Annotated in this window: 16 protein-coding genes; 4 read left to right on the top strand and 12 right to left on the bottom strand. The window is 38.6% G+C overall.

The genetic code is table 11. The annotated features are described in order from the left end of the window. Positions 1-36 precede the first annotated feature (36 nt). From SLP02_RS05500 to SLP02_RS05475, 6 genes are all read right to left on the bottom strand, one after another. Positions 37-573 (bottom strand): tetratricopeptide repeat protein, encoded by a 537-nt coding sequence (locus SLP02_RS05500; RefSeq protein WP_319419646.1) that lies wholly within the window; start codon positions 571-573, stop codon positions 37-39. A gap of 152 nt (positions 574-725) precedes the next feature. Then, complete coding sequence (locus tag SLP02_RS05495) at positions 726-1196, bottom strand: MEKHLA domain-containing protein (protein WP_319419645.1); 471 nt, start codon at positions 1194-1196, stop codon at positions 726-728. A gap of 282 nt (positions 1197-1478) precedes the next feature. Continuing rightward, a complete protein-coding gene (locus tag SLP02_RS05490) occupies positions 1479-1757 on the bottom strand; it encodes a GlsB/YeaQ/YmgE family stress response membrane protein (RefSeq protein WP_319419644.1) in 279 nt (92 codons plus the stop codon). Between the two features lie 229 nt (positions 1758-1986). Then, positions 1987-2445, bottom strand: coding sequence for an Hsp20/alpha crystallin family protein (locus tag SLP02_RS05485; RefSeq protein WP_319419643.1), 459 nt, complete (start codon positions 2443-2445; stop codon positions 1987-1989). Positions 2446-2747: 302 nt separating this feature from the next. Further along, the gene (locus tag SLP02_RS05480) at positions 2748-3764 is read right to left on the bottom strand and encodes a YegS/Rv2252/BmrU family lipid kinase (RefSeq protein ID WP_319419642.1); all 1017 of its coding nucleotides are present in this window, start codon (positions 3762-3764) and stop codon (positions 2748-2750) included. A gap of 129 nt (positions 3765-3893) precedes the next feature. After that, positions 3894-5150: a cation:proton antiporter gene (locus SLP02_RS05475; protein WP_319419641.1), complete on the bottom strand. Its 1257-nt coding sequence runs from the start codon at positions 5148-5150 to the stop codon at positions 3894-3896. Between the two features lie 200 nt (positions 5151-5350). Here SLP02_RS05475 and SLP02_RS05470 point away from each other — a divergent pair, with 200 nt between their 5' ends. Continuing rightward, positions 5351-5680: a hypothetical protein gene (locus tag SLP02_RS05470; protein ID WP_319419640.1), complete on the top strand. Its 330-nt coding sequence runs from the start codon at positions 5351-5353 to the stop codon at positions 5678-5680. Between the two features lie 173 nt (positions 5681-5853). Here the strand turns inward: SLP02_RS05470 and SLP02_RS05465 are convergent, their stop codons facing one another. From SLP02_RS05465 to SLP02_RS05450, 4 genes are all read right to left on the bottom strand, one after another. Continuing rightward, positions 5854-7350: an alpha-amylase gene (locus SLP02_RS05465; RefSeq protein WP_319419639.1), complete on the bottom strand. Its 1497-nt coding sequence runs from the start codon at positions 7348-7350 to the stop codon at positions 5854-5856. Between the two features lie 280 nt (positions 7351-7630). After that, positions 7631-8707, bottom strand: a complete 1077-nt coding sequence (locus SLP02_RS05460) for a TIGR00341 family protein (protein ID WP_319419638.1) — start codon at positions 8705-8707, stop codon at positions 7631-7633. A 137-nt stretch (positions 8708-8844) separates the two neighbouring features. Continuing rightward, positions 8845-9432, bottom strand: coding sequence for a DUF1003 domain-containing protein (locus SLP02_RS05455; protein ID WP_319419637.1), 588 nt, complete (start codon positions 9430-9432; stop codon positions 8845-8847). Positions 9433-9641: 209 nt separating this feature from the next. Further along, a complete protein-coding gene (locus tag SLP02_RS05450; RefSeq protein WP_319419636.1) occupies positions 9642-12803 on the bottom strand; it encodes a YrzE family protein in 3162 nt (1053 codons plus the stop codon). 413 nt (positions 12804-13216) lie between these two features. Here SLP02_RS05450 and SLP02_RS05445 point away from each other — a divergent pair, with 413 nt between their 5' ends. The 3 genes from SLP02_RS05445 to SLP02_RS05435 all read left to right on the top strand — a co-directional run bounded on the left by SLP02_RS05445 (position 13217) and on the right by SLP02_RS05435 (position 14518). Further along, positions 13217-13399, top strand: a complete 183-nt coding sequence (locus SLP02_RS05445) for a CsbD family protein (RefSeq protein WP_319419635.1) — start codon at positions 13217-13219, stop codon at positions 13397-13399. 121 nt (positions 13400-13520) lie between these two features. Further along, the gene (locus SLP02_RS05440) at positions 13521-13955 is read left to right on the top strand and encodes a hypothetical protein (protein WP_319419634.1); all 435 of its coding nucleotides are present in this window, start codon (positions 13521-13523) and stop codon (positions 13953-13955) included. Between the two features lie 53 nt (positions 13956-14008). Then, positions 14009-14518, top strand: a complete 510-nt coding sequence (locus SLP02_RS05435) for a hypothetical protein (protein ID WP_319419633.1) — start codon at positions 14009-14011, stop codon at positions 14516-14518. A 119-nt stretch (positions 14519-14637) separates the two neighbouring features. Here the strand turns inward: SLP02_RS05435 and SLP02_RS05430 are convergent, their stop codons facing one another. Both SLP02_RS05430 and SLP02_RS05425 read right to left on the bottom strand, forming a co-directional pair. Further along, positions 14638-15660, bottom strand: a complete 1023-nt coding sequence (locus tag SLP02_RS05430; protein ID WP_319419632.1) for a hypothetical protein — start codon at positions 15658-15660, stop codon at positions 14638-14640. A gap of 195 nt (positions 15661-15855) precedes the next feature. After that, positions 15856-16197 carry a hypothetical protein gene (locus tag SLP02_RS05425; protein WP_319419631.1) on the bottom strand — a complete coding sequence of 114 codons (342 nt, stop codon included), beginning with the start codon at positions 16195-16197 and terminating at the stop codon, positions 15856-15858. Positions 16198-16262: the final 65 nt, after the last annotated feature.

Below are 16262 nucleotides of genomic sequence, written 5' to 3'. Positions count from 1 at the left end.
ATAAATGTTAAATGTTGACTGCTAAATAATACAAAGCTATTTTGATTTGGAAGGAACTAGGCGTTTTTCAAGAGACTTGAGGCGTTGCTTAGCAGTATCGTTTTCAGGATTGTATTTGGTAGCTTCTCTATAAGTTTCTACCGCTTTAACGATCATCTGCTTTTTCTCATAGACATTGCCCAAATTGTTTAGAGCAATCACATATTCTGGATATAGCTTTAGTGCCTCTTTATATTCTCTGATAGCAATGTCGTATTGTTCTTGAGCAAAGTAAGCATAGCCCATGGCATTGTGAATTAAAGCTTGATTTTCTGATGGTAGTTCTTTATCTACTTTTAACGCTTTTTTGAGCAGGTTAAGAGATTGAACAAACAGTTTTTTATCTAAATAAAGACTACCTAGTTCGTAATATTCTTCAGCAGTGCCTTTTTCGTTTTTAAGTTTGCTTTGTAGACGAGAGAAAGTGGTTTCTTGCTTACGAGTTCTAATTACTTCGCGCAAAATATAAATAGCAGCGAGAACAAGTATGGCAAGTAAAGCGGAAATATATATTACAGGTAGATTCTCATTCATGAGCGATCGCAGTATAGTTTATTTTGTTAACTTAATATTTATGATTACTGTAATTTTCACACATCTATCTACCTAAAATACCCAACAGTTAACAAAATTTTGGATGTTTTTAATTTACCTGCTAATCCCTACTCTTGATTGGTAATCAGTAGTCACCCTAGCAGTTTCCAATCAGAAAAAGTGGCTGCTTGCCCACACTTTTTGCCAAATTCGTCAGTTAAATTCCAGATTATCGCCTGTTCGATTAGAAATCTTTGACCAGTACGAGAAATACGTATTCCCTGATAATTATCAATATATCCCTGCTTTGCTGCTTGCTCTAGCATTTGCGCCCTGACAGATCGATTGACAGGTTCGGCTGTAAGACGAGAAGGGGTTGTAACAAATTCATCCCAACTTATTGACCATAGTTGCAAAGCCATCTGATTGCCGTAATTTAAAATAGGATCTGCTTGAGTTCCATGAGAAACTACAACAAAAGGTGCATCAAACAACGTTTGAGCTAATTGCTCTGGTGTATTTGCAGACGCAACCAAGTCTTTGTTTAGCAATTGCTTGAAATTTCTGGTCAAAATTTGACTCCAGCGAATAATCTCTGGCTGTTGCCAAATTGAGAAAGACATCTTTAAACTCCCAATACTTCTCGGTCAACAATTGCGCTCAGTAGATCTTAATTTAGGTAATGGGTAATGATGACCCGCTATCTACTACCCACTACCTATTACTCAACCAATCAATAACAAGGCTCAAACAATAAGCATTGCTCAAACTCCAGTTTGGAGATCGCATAAGAAATTTATCGCCAAAAAATGGAGACGTTAAATTAACGTCCCCAAAATAATGACTATATAAATGATGACTACGAAGGAATATACCAAACTACTTAATCAGTTGGTGCGCTGATACTAGGCAGCACGACGGGTAATCAGACCCCAAATAAAGATAAGTAGCATTGCGCCCAACACAGCGAAGATAACACCAGGAATTGTTAAAGCTCCTACAGAGGCTGCTCCTGCTCCTGAGCCACTACCTAGTAGCATTGATCCAAGGTAGCCTCCAACTAATGCACCTAAAATTCCCAAGCCGAGTGTAGCAAAAATGCCGCCACCCTGATGTCCAGGATAGATTAATTTTGCTAATCCACCTGCAATTAATCCTAAAACTAACCAAGCTATAATACCCATGTGTTTGCTCCTAAAAATTTATTTATTGTTTTTACTTGTTGGAATTAGAATATCCGTTATTTCGATCTTCTTCGTCTATCTAATGACGTATTTAATTTATACATCCAATTAAATACAACAATACATCAGCTTAAAATAAGTTAAAGAAAACCAGCTTAGTAAAAACTAGACTGGCTAGCGTTTTCTAAATGGAATTGTAGAACTTATTAGACTCTACTTAGTAACTCAGTTAGCTATGTGCTGAATCTAACAAATTAACTTTAATAACCCTGTTTTTCTCATCCTCAGCTTTAGGTAGTGTTAGGTGAAGAATACCATCTTTGTATTCAGCTTTGACTTCAGTATTTTGAATTGGCACAGGTAGAAAAATTACTCTTGGAAAACTATCATAGTGGAACTTAGAACGAGTTTTATCTGCTGATTCTGATTGAACTTCAGGCTGGCGATCGCCTTGGATGGAAATGCTTTTGGCTGTTGCTTTGATATCAATGTCTCCAGGCTGCATTCGCGGAACTTCTAACTTGAGAATTAATGCTGATTCTGTTTCTGTAAGTTCAGCAGCAGGAGCTTTAGAAAAGTTAGCCAACTCGGCAAAAGTAGCAGGGGTTGAAGTATCATCAAATATACGATTTAATTGACGTTGAAAAGAGTTTGTTTCTGTCCAATGGTTATAGCGAACAATTGCCATAATTAATTTCTTCGATGAATTCGTTTTTATTTTTTTCTAGCTTTGATACCATCTTAAGAAAAATATTTATTGACTGGAAGTGTGATTTATTGCCTTTATTAGTAGCGTGTTATACCAGAACAAATATTTGTAGAAAACCCAATTTTTTCCATGAACAATAAACAACTATCAGCTGTAGGGTGGGCAGGAAAAACAATTATGTTCTTAATAAAATCGCTACTTATGCCCACCAAAATTATTTAGTCCGAAGCTTTTTATATTTGGGCAAGCTAGTTAACACAAATTATAGAATAAGCCTGTTTTTAATCGCTAATAATTTTACTGTTGTCTGTTTCTACAATAGTCTCAGATTCAGATGTAGCTTCCTTATTTTCTATTTGTATTCCTGCTAGATGTTCCAATCTCTCTTCAGCTTGAATAACTTCTTCTACGGGAGTAAATACCGTTAAGCCTTCTGGTATACATTTAATCTCGATAGGAGTTGAACCAACAATTTCCCCATCTAAAACAACTTTTTGAGGTGGATCTGTAGTAACCTTTATCCATTTAGTTCGTAGATAGCCAACATCATCTCTTTCGGCAGCTTCACCATTACTGGCACTTTGCAAAAGATGATAGGAGATCGCGATCGCTCCTGCTCTTGTCTCAGCAGCAATAATAGTGACATCTAATAGCCCATCATCATAAACTACTCCTGCTGTACCCTGAGCCAATACAGAGCTTGGGGGAGCAGCATTAGCAATAGTGATAGCATTAACAGCTACCTTAATTACTTTGTCATCAGTTTCAATGGTAGCCTTAAACTTTTCAAATTCTCTTAGCTGCTTTAAGCCTGATAGTACATAAGCTAACATTCCCAAACGATTTTTTGCCTCGCGATCGGCATCTTCTACGGTTTCAGCTTCAAAACCAATTCCCGCCAGCAAAATCATTGGTTTGTCATTGCATATTGCTGCATCTACTTTTTTGGTAGCACCATCGACAATTACTTTACAGGCTGCTTCGATGGTGTCGGGTATCTCCAAGGCATTAGCAAAAGCATTTGCCGTACCTCTAGCGATCGCACCTAAAGGAATATCTGTATTGATCAAAGCTTCAGCTACCATTGAAACCGTCCCGTCTCCCCCAGAGGCAATTATTATCTCTGCATTGTTTGCTACTGCTTTACGAGCTAATTCGCCACCGCTTATTTCTTTAGTGGTAAATTGTATATCAAGCTCAAATTCTGGCTCTAAAATGCGTTTAATCGTGGCTAAGTCCTGCTCTGAGTTGCCTTGTCCAGCAACAGGATTGAAAATCAAACAAGCTGAACGAGTCATATTATTAAATAAAACATACAGATTTTTTCTACCCTAAATAATTTTGTCCAAAATTAGCTCTATCGTAAGAGGGATAGAGTAATTTAGTCATCCTGATTTTCAAAATGACTAAAGTTAATTTTATTCCTTTTAAACTAAATGATTGGAAGCTTTATTCGGTTTTTGATCTTTATTTTTGAGATTTTCATACCAAGCCATCAAAGGATAAGCACTAATACCGTGGGCGATAACAGACAAGACGATCACAGTGTAGGTAATCCAAGCAATTTCTTCGGCTACTTCTCCTGTAACTCCCTCGCCCAAAGCATAGGTCAGATAATAAAGTGAACCTAACCCTTTGATGCCAAACCAACCCATGAGACTACGAGTTGTTTTTGGTAAACCTCCTCCCAACGTACTTAGCCAGACTCCAAAAGGACGAATGATTAGAAATAGCAACCCTGCAATTAATAAAGATTCTCCTGCATATTTAAGCATCGGTTCAACCAATAAAATTGTGCCTAAAACGACGATTGCCGTTACTTCTAATAACTTTTCTATTTGTTCGGTAAATTCTAGCTGCGCCATGCGTTTTTCCTGTTCGACAAAGTAACTGCGCTGCACCACTAAACCTGCCACAAATACCGCTAAAAAGCCATAGCCATTGACTAATTCAGTCAAAGAGTAGGTTAACAAAATAATACTTATAGCCACAAAGTCTTCTAATAGTTCATCTGCTTGGCGACGTTTTTGAAGAGTGCGATCGATCCAGACTAATGCTTTTGCCACCACTATACCCATAATAATCCCTGCTGCGATCGCCCAAAGTAAATCAACTGCTACCCAGCTTTTAAACCAGTTGTCCCAGTTAGAATCTTTGAACCCATAAATGCCAAAATAAACAAAGGGAAACGCCAAAGAATCATTTAAACCTCCTTCAGAAGTCAAGGCAAAGCGCAACTCGTCCTTATCTTCTACGTGGGCAAGCTGTACCTCTGAAGCTAATACAGGGTCGGTAGGTGCTAGTATTGCCCCCAACAGTACCGCAGCCCCCCAATTCATGCCTAAAATATAATGAGCAGCCAGCGTTAGGGCTAAAATAGAGATCGGCATTAATAACCCAATTAATCTAATCGTCGATTGCCATGCCCAAAATTTAAGGGGACGATTAATTTTAAGTCCACAGCCAAATACAGAGACAATAACAACAAATTCGGTTAATCTTTCTAAAAATTGCGTATCTGGTTTAACTTTGATTAATCCAAACCCATAAGAACCAAGTGAAATACCGACTACTAAATAAATTAAGGCATAAGAAAGAGGTAGTCTTTTGATCCAGCCAGAACCAAGGGTTACTGCCAATAACAGCAATCCTATTACTAATAGGCTGAGAATATAAGTGTCCATTATTATCGTTTTGTTAAAGCAGCCTCAACCTAACTTAATCTTAAAAACGATTAAATCAATCGATGGCTAGATATCCAAATTAGGTGTTGGTGATTTGAAAGTATAATTTTGTAAAAGTCAATCTTGCGAAGGATACTAATTAGCACAAGATACTGAGTTAATAGATACTTGAAATATAATTAAATCGCCTTAAACAAAAAATGTTTATCTTATCGAAAGTTGATTTTCGCCGTCTTTTGGCTGTATGCTTAATTTCGCTTGTTTTATTTCTTGGTTCAGCGAGCGCAGTTGAGCGCCAAAATACCGCTTTTGCCGAAGTTTTAGAAAGGGATACGGTAGGCATACCAGAAGAGAAACCTCTAAGCGGTACTGAGTATGAATCAGCAAAAGCAAACCGCAATCGATTACAGGCAGAATTATCACAACAGGCTGAAGCTGAAGCCGAAGCCAAAACTAACTCAGAAAGCGTCGCCGAAAAACTTAATTTAAATGAAATTAAGACTCCATCGATTGATGGTGTAGATAATTAATCACAAACCTTAAATTATCTTTGCTTTGTTTACAGCAGTTACCAATGGGTTATAGGTTATAAATTATAGATTATAAATTCTACTCAACTGAAATTCGCTGTAATCAAACAAAGCAAAATGCCCACTTCTTGAATACTTTAGTAAAGAAGATGGGCGATCGCAATTTTAGAGATCTAAGAATCTAGTAAATCGGATGATTTGGGAATCCAAACAGAAACCGAACCCGCTAGACAATGAAAATCAGCCCAGCCTTCTTCATTGGTAGTAACTGGTTCTTCTATGTGTTCGGTTAGGTCAACGTAGGTGTGATTAGGTTCACCAACTTCCATCCATTTAGTACCGTCTCCACCATTGCTCAAAACCACTGCTATTCCTCCTGGATGTTCTTCATCACCCAGTCTTGTCCAGCCAATACAGTTGGCATGATCGAAGTAATCGTACTGCTCACCGTAAGCATACTCTTGGCGTGTCTGAAGAAATTTATCAATCAGCCATTGATGGGATTCCATAAAGATTTCATACTCTTGTCCATCTCTGCCAGTGTCTTTGTAATGTGCGCCATAGTAGTCAGCATAAAAAACACAGGGATAGCCATCTCTCCTTAACAGAATTAAGGCATAAGCCAAGGGTTTAAACCAAGATTCCACTACAGATTCTAAAGACTGCAAAGGTTGAGAATCATGATTTTCGACTAAAGTTACTGCCAAAGTAGGCTGATATTCAACTAATGTGCCATCAAATATTTGACGCATATCGAAATTGTTGCCTGCTTTACCAGCTTCAGTAAAGTTATAGTGCAAAGGTGCATCAAACAAAGCCACGTCTCCACCTGTAGTATCAATAAAGTGTTGCAAGGCTTCAATATTATCTGACCAGTATTCCCCGACAGCAAATAAAGGTTTGCCTGAGTATTTTCTGACGTGATTTAACCAATCAGGAAAAAATCCAGCCTTGATATGTTTAACGGCATCGAAGCGAAAACCATCGACATCAGTGGTGTCAATATACCATTCACCCCAATACATAAGTTCGCCTCGAACTTCTTCTTGTTCCATATCCAGGTCGCAACCCATAAGATAGGCAAACGTACCTTTTTCCAAATCTACCTGCTCGTCAAATTGCTTATCTCTAAATAAATAAATAGCATTAGCATCGCCGTCATAAGCATTATAATCAACCGCGTCAAAATGCCACCAGTGCCACTCTAAGCTAGAGTATTTGCCCTTACGCCCAGGAAAGGTAAAATGTGTCCAGGTTTTTACCTTCTGTAAATCGCCTATAGCTTCATGACGATTATCAGGATCCATTGGCGTTGCTTCTGTCTCTTCTTCCTTGTCAGCACCAAGCATATGATTTAACACTACGTCTGCATAGGTGCGTATGCCAGCTTCTTTGGCTGCTTTAATTGCCTTGATGTATTCTTCTTTCGTACCGTATTTAGTTCTAACTGAGCCTTTTTGGTCGAACTCCCCTAGGTCAAATATGTCGTAAACGCCGTAACCCACATCATAGCCACCTCCAGTACCTTTATATGCGGGAGGTAGCCAAACAGAGGTAATACCAACTTTTGCTAAATGTGCAGCATTTTCTGTCAACTGATTCCACAGGCTACCATCAGGCTCGTTGTACCAGTGGAAATACTGCATCATCACACCGTTAAACTCGGACATATTGAAACTCCCTCCAAGGGCAGATAAATAGTTATATATTAGTTAATTGAATTTTTTTTGCAACAATTAGGTTACAAAAATTTTATTAGTATCGTTTAGTTTCTTGTTGATTGTTAAGTAATATTACGCTACCAGTTGAGAATCTAAATCATCCTTAAGATAGATTGCGTTTTTGGCAAAATCTTTTGTGGCGATCGCAACTTACAATAATTATTTGAATAAAGCCAAATTACACAAAGAGTTGAATTATTAGTATTTTTTGATTTCCCTATCTCCCTAATCAGTTGGGGATTGTTATACGTTTTAGAGGAACCATTTCCACATCAAGATAAATTTCTTGACCAATTTTTTGAGCGAGAGCAGATTTTGCCCGCTCGATTTGCTCTTTAGAAATTGAATTAAGTGGTGCTGCTATATCTAAATCTACTCTCAAATAGCCTTTTTTCGGCGTAACTACAATTGAGTTGATATCGGCATTAGCAAAAGTTTCTGTCTCATTGAAAATAAAGTATTCAATTTGTTGGCGAACATTCTTGGTTACAATCAACTCACGCATCGAAAGAGTTAGGGGAATACCCAACAAAAACATTACTGCCGTAGACATTGCTAGTCCTTTTTTCGCTCGCCCAAGATTGCCATAGGACTGAAATAAAAATACTAAGCTGCCAAAAAAGATAATGCAAATTAGGTTGGTTAAAAATAACAGCAGCGCACCAAAGGCAATATCAGCTTCTCCCTGTGCCATACCAATACCGACTACGCTAAGAGGTGGAACTAAAGCCACGGCGATCGCTACCCCAGGCATAGCAGTAGAAATACTCCGACGAGTATTGGCAAAAGCTCCTGCTGCCCCTGCTGCCATGGCAATACCAAAGTCAATTAAAGTCGGCTTGACGCGAGACATGATTTCTGAATCTACGGTATCTAGACCAATGATTGAAGTAGCAAGCCAAGAAACACCAATTGTTAGCAAGATTCCTTTGAGTAGCGTAAAACTAGAGCGACGCAGCAGTCTACGATTGCCCATTGCCGTAGAATAAGCCATGCCGACAATTGGACCCATCAAAGGTGCAACAATCATCGCCCCAATAATCACCGCAGCACTATTAGCCAGCAGCCCCAAAGTAGCAATAATTGCCGATAAACCCAGCATAAAGTGAAAGCTAAATGAGGGAACTGATAATCGCCAGATACTTCGGTTTAAGCTAGCAATAGGGGTCGCCTTTTCTCTCAACCAAAGCCAATTGCCATTATCCTGTTCCCAAAGTCGTTTGAGATGAAATTTACGATTTACTTTACGTAGAAAATATCTGATGCGAGTAAGATATCGAGGATTATAGGTCAGAATAACTGTCATATAGTAGTAAATATAAAGTGAAAGTGCTTAATAAAATTTAGCATTTATTAAAGTTAACTCCATCATTAGCTAAATAATCATTATCAGAATCATTCTCAAGATATATACAAAATAAGCATAGTACCAAATTAAAACAATTATGATTCACTCGAATCTAAATTTTCTCGCAAAATATCTAAAACAGCCTGGGGATCGGTTGCTTGCTGCATAATTTGTGCCTCAAAATCACTGCGATTGCGTATATCAGGAAGGTCTTCTCGTAATTCTTCCATTAGTTTAATTAATTTGGCAATCTTCTGTTCTGTTAATAAATTGATCTGTAAAATTAAATGCGATCGCTGTTCAGCCAGTTTATCTTGGCGAGTTTGCTGTATTAATACCCCAGTAGTTATTAGTAAGGCAGAAACATCAATTCCCATTTCTTGGACATCAAACAGAGGCAAACCAAAGGGTAATATTTGTGGTGCTAGACGGGAACATATTGCCCAACTGGCAAAAAATAATAATTGCAGATATAAAAAATCCGACTTGCCAAAAAAAGCAGCTATCTTGTCAATGATGCGATCGCGCCAGGGCAACTTTTGTTTTTGTTTTGCCTGAAAGCCAATAATTGCTTCGATGTTTTTTACTACCTGTTCAGACAAAGGATACTTTTCTCCATCGATATAAACTGATTTGACTGATGGGGGAACGATAGAAGGTAATTTATTAGAAGGGAAAACCATGGGATGGACATCCTAAGTTTAAAGTTTAAAATAATAAGCAATTATATCTGTACTTTAAGCTAATTCAAATTAAACTGCTTCTATCTATCGAGAGAAACAGGCGATCGTCAAGGTTTAATTATTCCTTAACATAGCTGAAATGCGATCGCAATATAGAAAAAGACGCAGCTTTACAACCACGCCCTTAAAACTAAATTATTGTTAATCAATTAACCAGCAACAGGCAACACAGCTAATGCACCTGCAACAGCAGCAGCAATCGCTGATATTAAAGCGGTAAAGAATAACCACCACGAAGCAATTGCAGCAGCTTTACGAGTATCTTCTACCTGTTTTGCAGCCTGTTTTTTGGCTGACTCTATACGCATTGCTGCGTCGGTTTGGATACGTTCTGCACGCTGTAAGGCGCGATCGCGGGTTCGTTCTATCTGGCTAACAAGGCGATTGGCATCGGCTTGAGAGATATCATCGCGAGAACTCATAACGGCAACTAAAGTATCTCGATCGACGCTAGAAAAGCGATCTTTGAGGGCAGTAAAGCCAGCTTGAGGATCGTCAAACATCACGTTTATATCTCGTCTAATACCTTCATAAGCTAGTTCAGGACGATCTAAACCGTCAAGGTAAGCTTTGATTTTTGCCAGAATACTGTCAAGTACAGACTTGATTTGATCTTGTATCTTCTGTAGCTGTGCCATGGCATTATCTCTGACTGCTAACACCTGATCGACTACTTGGTTGACATCTTCTTCAGAGATATCTTCTCTTTGAGTCAATAATGCAACTAAAGTCGAGCGGTCAAAGTGTGACAATCTGTCTTTAAGACTTTCTGCACCCGCACGAGGATCGTTAAGCAATAGTTCTACATCGCGCTTAATACCCGTAGGACTCAATTCCGCTTTATCGGTAGAGCGTAAATAATCTGCGATCGCACTTTGGAAATCTTGAACCTTCTCCTGAGTACGAATAGCTGCACGACGAGGTGCTTTGGCAATACTGCGTAGAGTAGATTGAATATCATCGATCACGCGATTGACATCAGCTTCGCTTAAGTCTCGACGCTGTGCCAATAGCTGTACCAAAGTATCGCGATCCATAGCTGCTATACGTTGACGAATAGCTCTAGATCCGAGTTTGGGATTGTTGAATAATAAAGTCAGATCCCGTTCAATACCTTTAGGGTTAAGTTCTGGCTTGCCAGTTTGGCGCAGATAATCAGCAACCACTGAAGTAGCCTGATCGTATTGCTCTTGAGCTTTTCCTACTAGTTGCCCTGGTGCATTAGCAATTCGCATCCATGTACCTTCAACGCTATCGAGTACATCTTCTATTTGCTCTTCGCTTAAATCCTGACGTTGAGCCAGTAGCTGAGTTAGAGTATCGCGATCAAAGCTGGATAATCTGGATCTTAATGCCGAACTTCCTGCTTGTGGATTATTAAGCATTAGCTGTAAATCTCGCTTGATGCCATCTGGATTTAATTCGCCTCTTCCAGTGTCCCTTAAATAAGACTGAACCTGTAGCCACTGTCTATCGGCAACGGTTTTTGCTTGACCAAGGTTTTTCTGAGAATCTGCCAAAACGCGATCGCGCGCTATTTCTAACTCCCCTGCAATGGCTGATGCCTCAATTGCCTCTGTATCAGTCCGTAACTCAAGCATTCTTTCTAAAGTAGGACGATCTAACACAGCTAAACGAGTACTCAACTCTTCATAGCTAGCGTCAAAGTCTTCGAGTATTAGCTTAAACTCCATTTGAATTTTCTCAGGAGTGAGATTTTCTTTGGGGGTGGTAGTTAAATATTGTTCTACTTCCACCATCAGTTCAATACTTCTTTGTCGTGCATGGGCTGCCTCAGCCGTAGCAATTACTTCTAAACGAATTGCATCCAGTAAGTTTGCCGTGCTGCGAATTTGAGCTTGAGACAATAATCCTTTCTGCTTAAGGATTTCAACAAAATCAGGACGACTAATTTGTCTTAAATCTGAAGCTACTGCTAAAGGATCGGCAGCAGGATCGTAAATCAAATCGCGAAATTCTCGATCTAGGTTAGCTTGCTTTAGCTGCCAAGGATAGGCATTGAGCAAATAGTTTTTGATGTCCTTTTTAACTGTAGTTTCAGGAGTACTGGCAAGTCCCAACTGAGATGCAGCCTTATTGGTTTGTTCGCCTAAGTGTCCTCCCAAATTTTGTAACTGCTCGGTAATTTTATCAACGTCTATATTTGTAAGATCGCTACGTCCCATCACCATACCCATTAAGCTATTCACGCTCATGCTGGCTGCTTGGGTTAGAGGACTAGAAGATTGAGCGCGACGATTTTTGCCTATTTCGCCAATCAAAGAATCTATCTTATCTCCAAAATCTGTACCTGTAAGCTGCTCTCTAGTTGCCGACTTGAGATAGCTCGTGAAATCATTAAGAGGATTGCCAGAGGGAGCAACCTTACTATGGGTTTTACGCCAAACCGACTCTAGCTTGCCAGCAATACGATCTGCGTCTTTTTTCGAGATGTCACTGCGATCGCTAATCAACTGGACGAAGGTGTTGCGATCAACGCTGCGAATACTGTCGCTATCTAAAATAGTATGCAGATTTTCGTCATCTAATAGCCGTTCAAAATCTTGGGCAATCTTGTCAATATCTAGCCCTGCTGGTTTGAGAGAATGCAAAAAGTCCTCGACGTTTTCCCTCATCGAAACAGGGTCGATTGCCATTCCTAACTCTTTTCTCACCGCAGCCGCAGCAGCTTCTGCTGTATTTATTACCTGTTTACTAGCTGCACCTGCACCTATGGCAGCGGTGGCAGTACCCAAAATTGACTGCATTCCAGATGTGGCAGTACTAACAACCGATCCTAACAGTGAACCAATTGCCCTAGAACTAAAGGTTACCATCAGAGCAAAAAAGGCTGCCCAAATAACCAAGCCAACAATTGCCCCTGAAAGAGGAGCTACAAATAAGCCTAGCTTAACGGCTAGAAAGCTAGCAATAAATAGAGACAGACTAACGCTGATTAGCGTACCCAAACCGACAGCAAGACCAATTTTTTTAATTGTGCTGCCCAAGCCACTAGAACTGTGAGAACTATCGTCTGCTAGGTCATATACAGTCCTCCCTTCTAAATCCTGTAGATTTTGTGTATCAGGTGTAGAAGATCTACTAGAACTGCCCCCAGCCATAGAAATACCAGCAGCAACTCCCAAATTGGTAAATAGTAGCTGGAAAGCAAAAGCCAAAACTATTCCTGCAATCAAAGCTGCAAAAAACTGGGGACCATTGAATACATAGGAGGCATCTTGAACTGCTTCTAAACTCGGCTCTGGTTGCACTATGACAGGTGCCTGGAGCAATACTTTTGTAAAAAACACGACTTCTTCCCTTTAATAATTAATCTTCTTGAAAAAACCTATTAACAAATGAGAAGTAAATAGGTAGAGTAAATTCTTGAATAATTTTCCAAAAATTGTGCCTTTGATTTGGAATTAGGTTACCAAATTTTTACCCGAGCATCATCTTTCTTTAGATAGGAATATTTAGTTTAAAAACTGCATCTCCTCAAGTCATACACCAGAGTTATAGTATCAAAATATTATTTATATATTAAAGATAATAAGTAAATTTTAATTATCTTTTAAAAAATCTTAGTAAATCTATAAATTACATTTAGTCACATTTATATTTGAAAAAACAAAACTACTCCTTTTGGTAGATTGATTATTAAAAAATTCAAATTATTCTAAGTAGTAACAATAAATACAGAAATCTCAAAGGAGATAATATTATGAGTCTTGAAGATAAAGCTAAAGCTGCAGCTAAGAATGTAGAAGGTAAAGCCAAAGAAGCAATGGGTAAAGTTACTGGAGACGAAGGCACTGAAGCAGAAGGTAAAGCCAAACAAGGTGAAGCATCTGCTCAAAACGCTGTTGAAGATGGCAAAGATGCAGTCAAAGATGCAGTTGACTAATCAAATAATCAATTCGATAGTAGTTTAATCCATTAAAAATTGAGAAGGAAACAAAATTTTCCTTCTCTCTTTTGTTTAAATATCGCCTTGTTAAATAACATTTGGAGTTTCATTTACAAAAATGAAGTTGAACAAAATTCGCCGTATTTTAACGGCTACTTTACTAGCATTGATGATCACAGTTACGGCTACCGCCTGTTCTTCAAGTAGTACTGCCACTCTTCCTAATCCAACTTTAGACAGTAGATCTAATGCCTATACTCAATTAGAAAGAGGAGACAGTGTTGCAGGACAAAAATTTGGTGATTGGGTAGTTAGCACTAGTCAAGGATTAGTCAAAGATTCTTTTGTACGTGACAATAATAAGCTCGGTGTAGTTATTTCGGACAAAGTTAAGCCCGAAGAAGTAAAAACATTAGCTAAAGCGTTGGCAATGGGTTTCCATCAGAATTTTCCCGATCAAGATTTGACTATTTTGATGTATGCGCCAGATAAAGAAAGAATTTTGACTGCTAAATATGATGTGCAGTCTAACAACATTGAGTACCAAGGATAATTGTAATTATCTCGATGCAGTTTAACCGTATTACTAATTTTAGGAGCAAGAATATGTCCAGCAGTGACAAGTATAAAAAGCAAATAATGAACGACCTAGCAGGTGGTAACGTCGAATCTCTCGATGGCACTTCTGTGAGCGAAAATTACGACAACTTTGATGATTTTGCTCAACGTAGCACCAAAGAAGAAAGACACGGTTTGTTTCAAAAAGCTTTTCATCATGATAACGTTTCTCCACAACAGATGGAACCTGAGTTGCAAAAAGCGATCGCTCAGATTAAGCCCAATGAACGAGATGATGTAGCCAAAGAGTTTATTAAGCATCTAGAGAAAAGAGGTCTAAAGGAAAAAGATCTAGAAAAACAGCTTGGTTTGTCTACCCATCACGCCAGTCGCATGAATGCTGACGATGTTAGCAAACTGGCAAGTTTTAGCTATCATTCTCATCCTGATATCTTTCAAGAAGTAATGGCAGATCAACCCGCACTGTTAAAATTCCTAAGCAATCCCTTAGTTGGTGCAGCTTTAGGTGCAGTGGCAGCTAAATGGTTACATCGCTAACCCAAATAACCTGCTAATCTTTCAAAGCAATATTATAAGGACGTTTTGTTTTACCTCACGTCCTTATTTTTGTGGCTGTTCGTTTTATAGCATTACACAGATTAGCTTTTAGCAATAGATTAATTTTCACTTAGTCCAGACATATCTAAATCAAATTTGATGGCAATTTGGCTTAGTATTTCCTGTTCTTTTAAAGTGACTTCGCCATTAGACTTAGCAATTCTGTAGCATCTTTCTAAGGTTAAAGGTGCAAATTCTGGTAACAGTTGATCCAGTAACTTAGACAAATCTTGAGGATGTTCTAGACTTTCAGCAATGTTTTTCACCGAAGAAGAAGAAATGTCTTCAATTACCTTTAGAGTTTCTGACCAATTTTGGTTTGGATAACTAACTGCGATCATCTGCGCCAAAATGCAGTCCATAATTTTAGACTGTTCTAAAGCAATTCGCCAATCAGCATCGGTTTTTTGCTGCATAGATGCAACCTCTGTACGATCGATCTTTCCTTGATAAAAACGACAGGCTGTTTGACCCAATACATAAAGCATAGCTGCATTAGTAGACGCACCTACTGCCGCACCAATACCTGGAATGATTTCCACAACGGTCAAACCTGTTTTCATTACGTCTGCACCTAATGATAAGCCAAAGATAGCTAAAGCTTCTCCTCGTCTTGCAGAATCTTCTAAATCTAAGCCGTAGGCTGCTGCAATTTCATACACCATTTCGGTTTGCAGCTTAGTGGTGGCGATTAATTCTATCCCCAAAAATAATGCTGCAATAGGCGGAATGATATTGGTAAGTAGTCCTAAACGTCCGCCTTCCCAAGTTTTTTCCACAATTAAGCGATGAGCAATTTCATTAGGAGTATCATTAGGATATTGCGATCGCATTTTATCTACGGTAGCCTGTATTTTAGTAGTGTCAACCTTGCCTAAAAAAGTCTTTAACCAACCTAAACCGATGATCTTATCTGCTGACTTTAAAATAGGATTAGAGGCAATCCACTCTAAAGTCTCGCCTGTAGAGTGGGTAGTTTGCTCTAATAGTTTTTGAGCTTCGGTAGTAATGGTTGCAGTTAAATCGCCTAGATTGTTAACTGCTTCGCTAATAAAGTTTTCAGGTGGAGTTGGTTTTGACATGGTAATGATCGTAATGTGTCTAATATAAATACTAATGTAAATACTAAAAATTCCTGACTGAACCTTTGATAGAGTTTAGGAAAGTCAGGAAATAATTTATTAGTCTAATACACGTTTTAATGTGAATTAAAAAATGATCGATCTTTGCTTGCAGTTTTTAAAAGCTAGAAGCTAAAAGCTAACAGCTAAAAAATATTAGTTAGTCAAGTTATCTAAGAAGTTAGCTGCCTTTTCTTTTACTGTCTCTGCATCAGGATTACCAGGATTGTTCATTTTATCAGCATCTGCTGCACCCTGGACGGCATTTGTTCCCTGCTGCGCTTTTTCAGTTATTTCGTTAATTCCTCTAGGACCAGAACGAGCTACATCCTCAGTTTCTTTTTGGATTTCATTTAACTTAGCTTCTCCATCGGTAGTCTTGCTAGTTGCTGCATTAGCAGGATAAGCGCTAGAAATAAACAGCATTCCACAAACTACAGCTGTCAATACCAAACGAATAGAAGTTTTTAACCAGTTGTTCAACTTATTAAATAACATAAGTTTTCCTCAATAATTTTTTATTACCTAACATTAATAGCAATTAGCAGAATCCAATCACATCT

Source organism: Pleurocapsa sp. FMAR1 (assembly GCF_963665995.1).
In the GTDB taxonomy this organism is placed as follows: domain Bacteria; phylum Cyanobacteriota; class Cyanobacteriia; order Cyanobacteriales; family Xenococcaceae; genus Waterburya.
The sequence above is the reverse complement of the archived record's forward strand: the minus strand, read 5'-3'. Positions and strand labels throughout refer to the sequence as shown.

Bases quoted from the DNA above. Each gene is read 5' to 3' on its own strand.
- SLP02_RS05490 (WP_319419644.1), bottom strand. From the start codon at position 1,757: ATGGGTATTATAGCTTGGTTAGTTTTAGGATTAATTGCAGGTGGATTA.
- SLP02_RS05445 (WP_319419635.1), top strand. From the start codon at position 13,217: ATGAGTCTTGAAGATAAAGCTAAAGCTGCAGCTAAGAATGTAGAAGGT.
- SLP02_RS05430 (WP_319419632.1), bottom strand. From the start codon at position 15,660: ATGTCAAAACCAACTCCACCTGAAAACTTTATTAGCGAAGCAGTTAAC.
- SLP02_RS05470 (WP_319419640.1), top strand. From the start codon at position 5,351: ATGTTTATCTTATCGAAAGTTGATTTTCGCCGTCTTTTGGCTGTATGC.
- SLP02_RS05475 (WP_319419641.1), bottom strand. From the start codon at position 5,150: ATGGACACTTATATTCTCAGCCTATTAGTAATAGGATTGCTGTTATTG.
- SLP02_RS05435 (WP_319419633.1), top strand. From the start codon at position 14,009: ATGTCCAGCAGTGACAAGTATAAAAAGCAAATAATGAACGACCTAGCA.
- SLP02_RS05495 (WP_319419645.1), bottom strand. From the start codon at position 1,196: ATGTCTTTCTCAATTTGGCAACAGCCAGAGATTATTCGCTGGAGTCAA.
- SLP02_RS05455 (WP_319419637.1), bottom strand. From the start codon at position 9,432: ATGGTTTTCCCTTCTAATAAATTACCTTCTATCGTTCCCCCATCAGTC.
- SLP02_RS05460 (WP_319419638.1), bottom strand. From the start codon at position 8,707: ATGACAGTTATTCTGACCTATAATCCTCGATATCTTACTCGCATCAGA.
- SLP02_RS05500 (WP_319419646.1), bottom strand. From the start codon at position 573: ATGAATGAGAATCTACCTGTAATATATATTTCCGCTTTACTTGCCATA.
- SLP02_RS05425 (WP_319419631.1), bottom strand. From the start codon at position 16,197: ATGTTATTTAATAAGTTGAACAACTGGTTAAAAACTTCTATTCGTTTG.
- SLP02_RS05480 (WP_319419642.1), bottom strand. From the start codon at position 3,764: ATGACTCGTTCAGCTTGTTTGATTTTCAATCCTGTTGCTGGACAAGGC.
- SLP02_RS05440 (WP_319419634.1), top strand. From the start codon at position 13,521: ATGAAGTTGAACAAAATTCGCCGTATTTTAACGGCTACTTTACTAGCA.
- SLP02_RS05465 (WP_319419639.1), bottom strand. From the start codon at position 7,350: ATGTCCGAGTTTAACGGTGTGATGATGCAGTATTTCCACTGGTACAAC.
- SLP02_RS05485 (WP_319419643.1), bottom strand. From the start codon at position 2,445: ATGGCAATTGTTCGCTATAACCATTGGACAGAAACAAACTCTTTTCAA.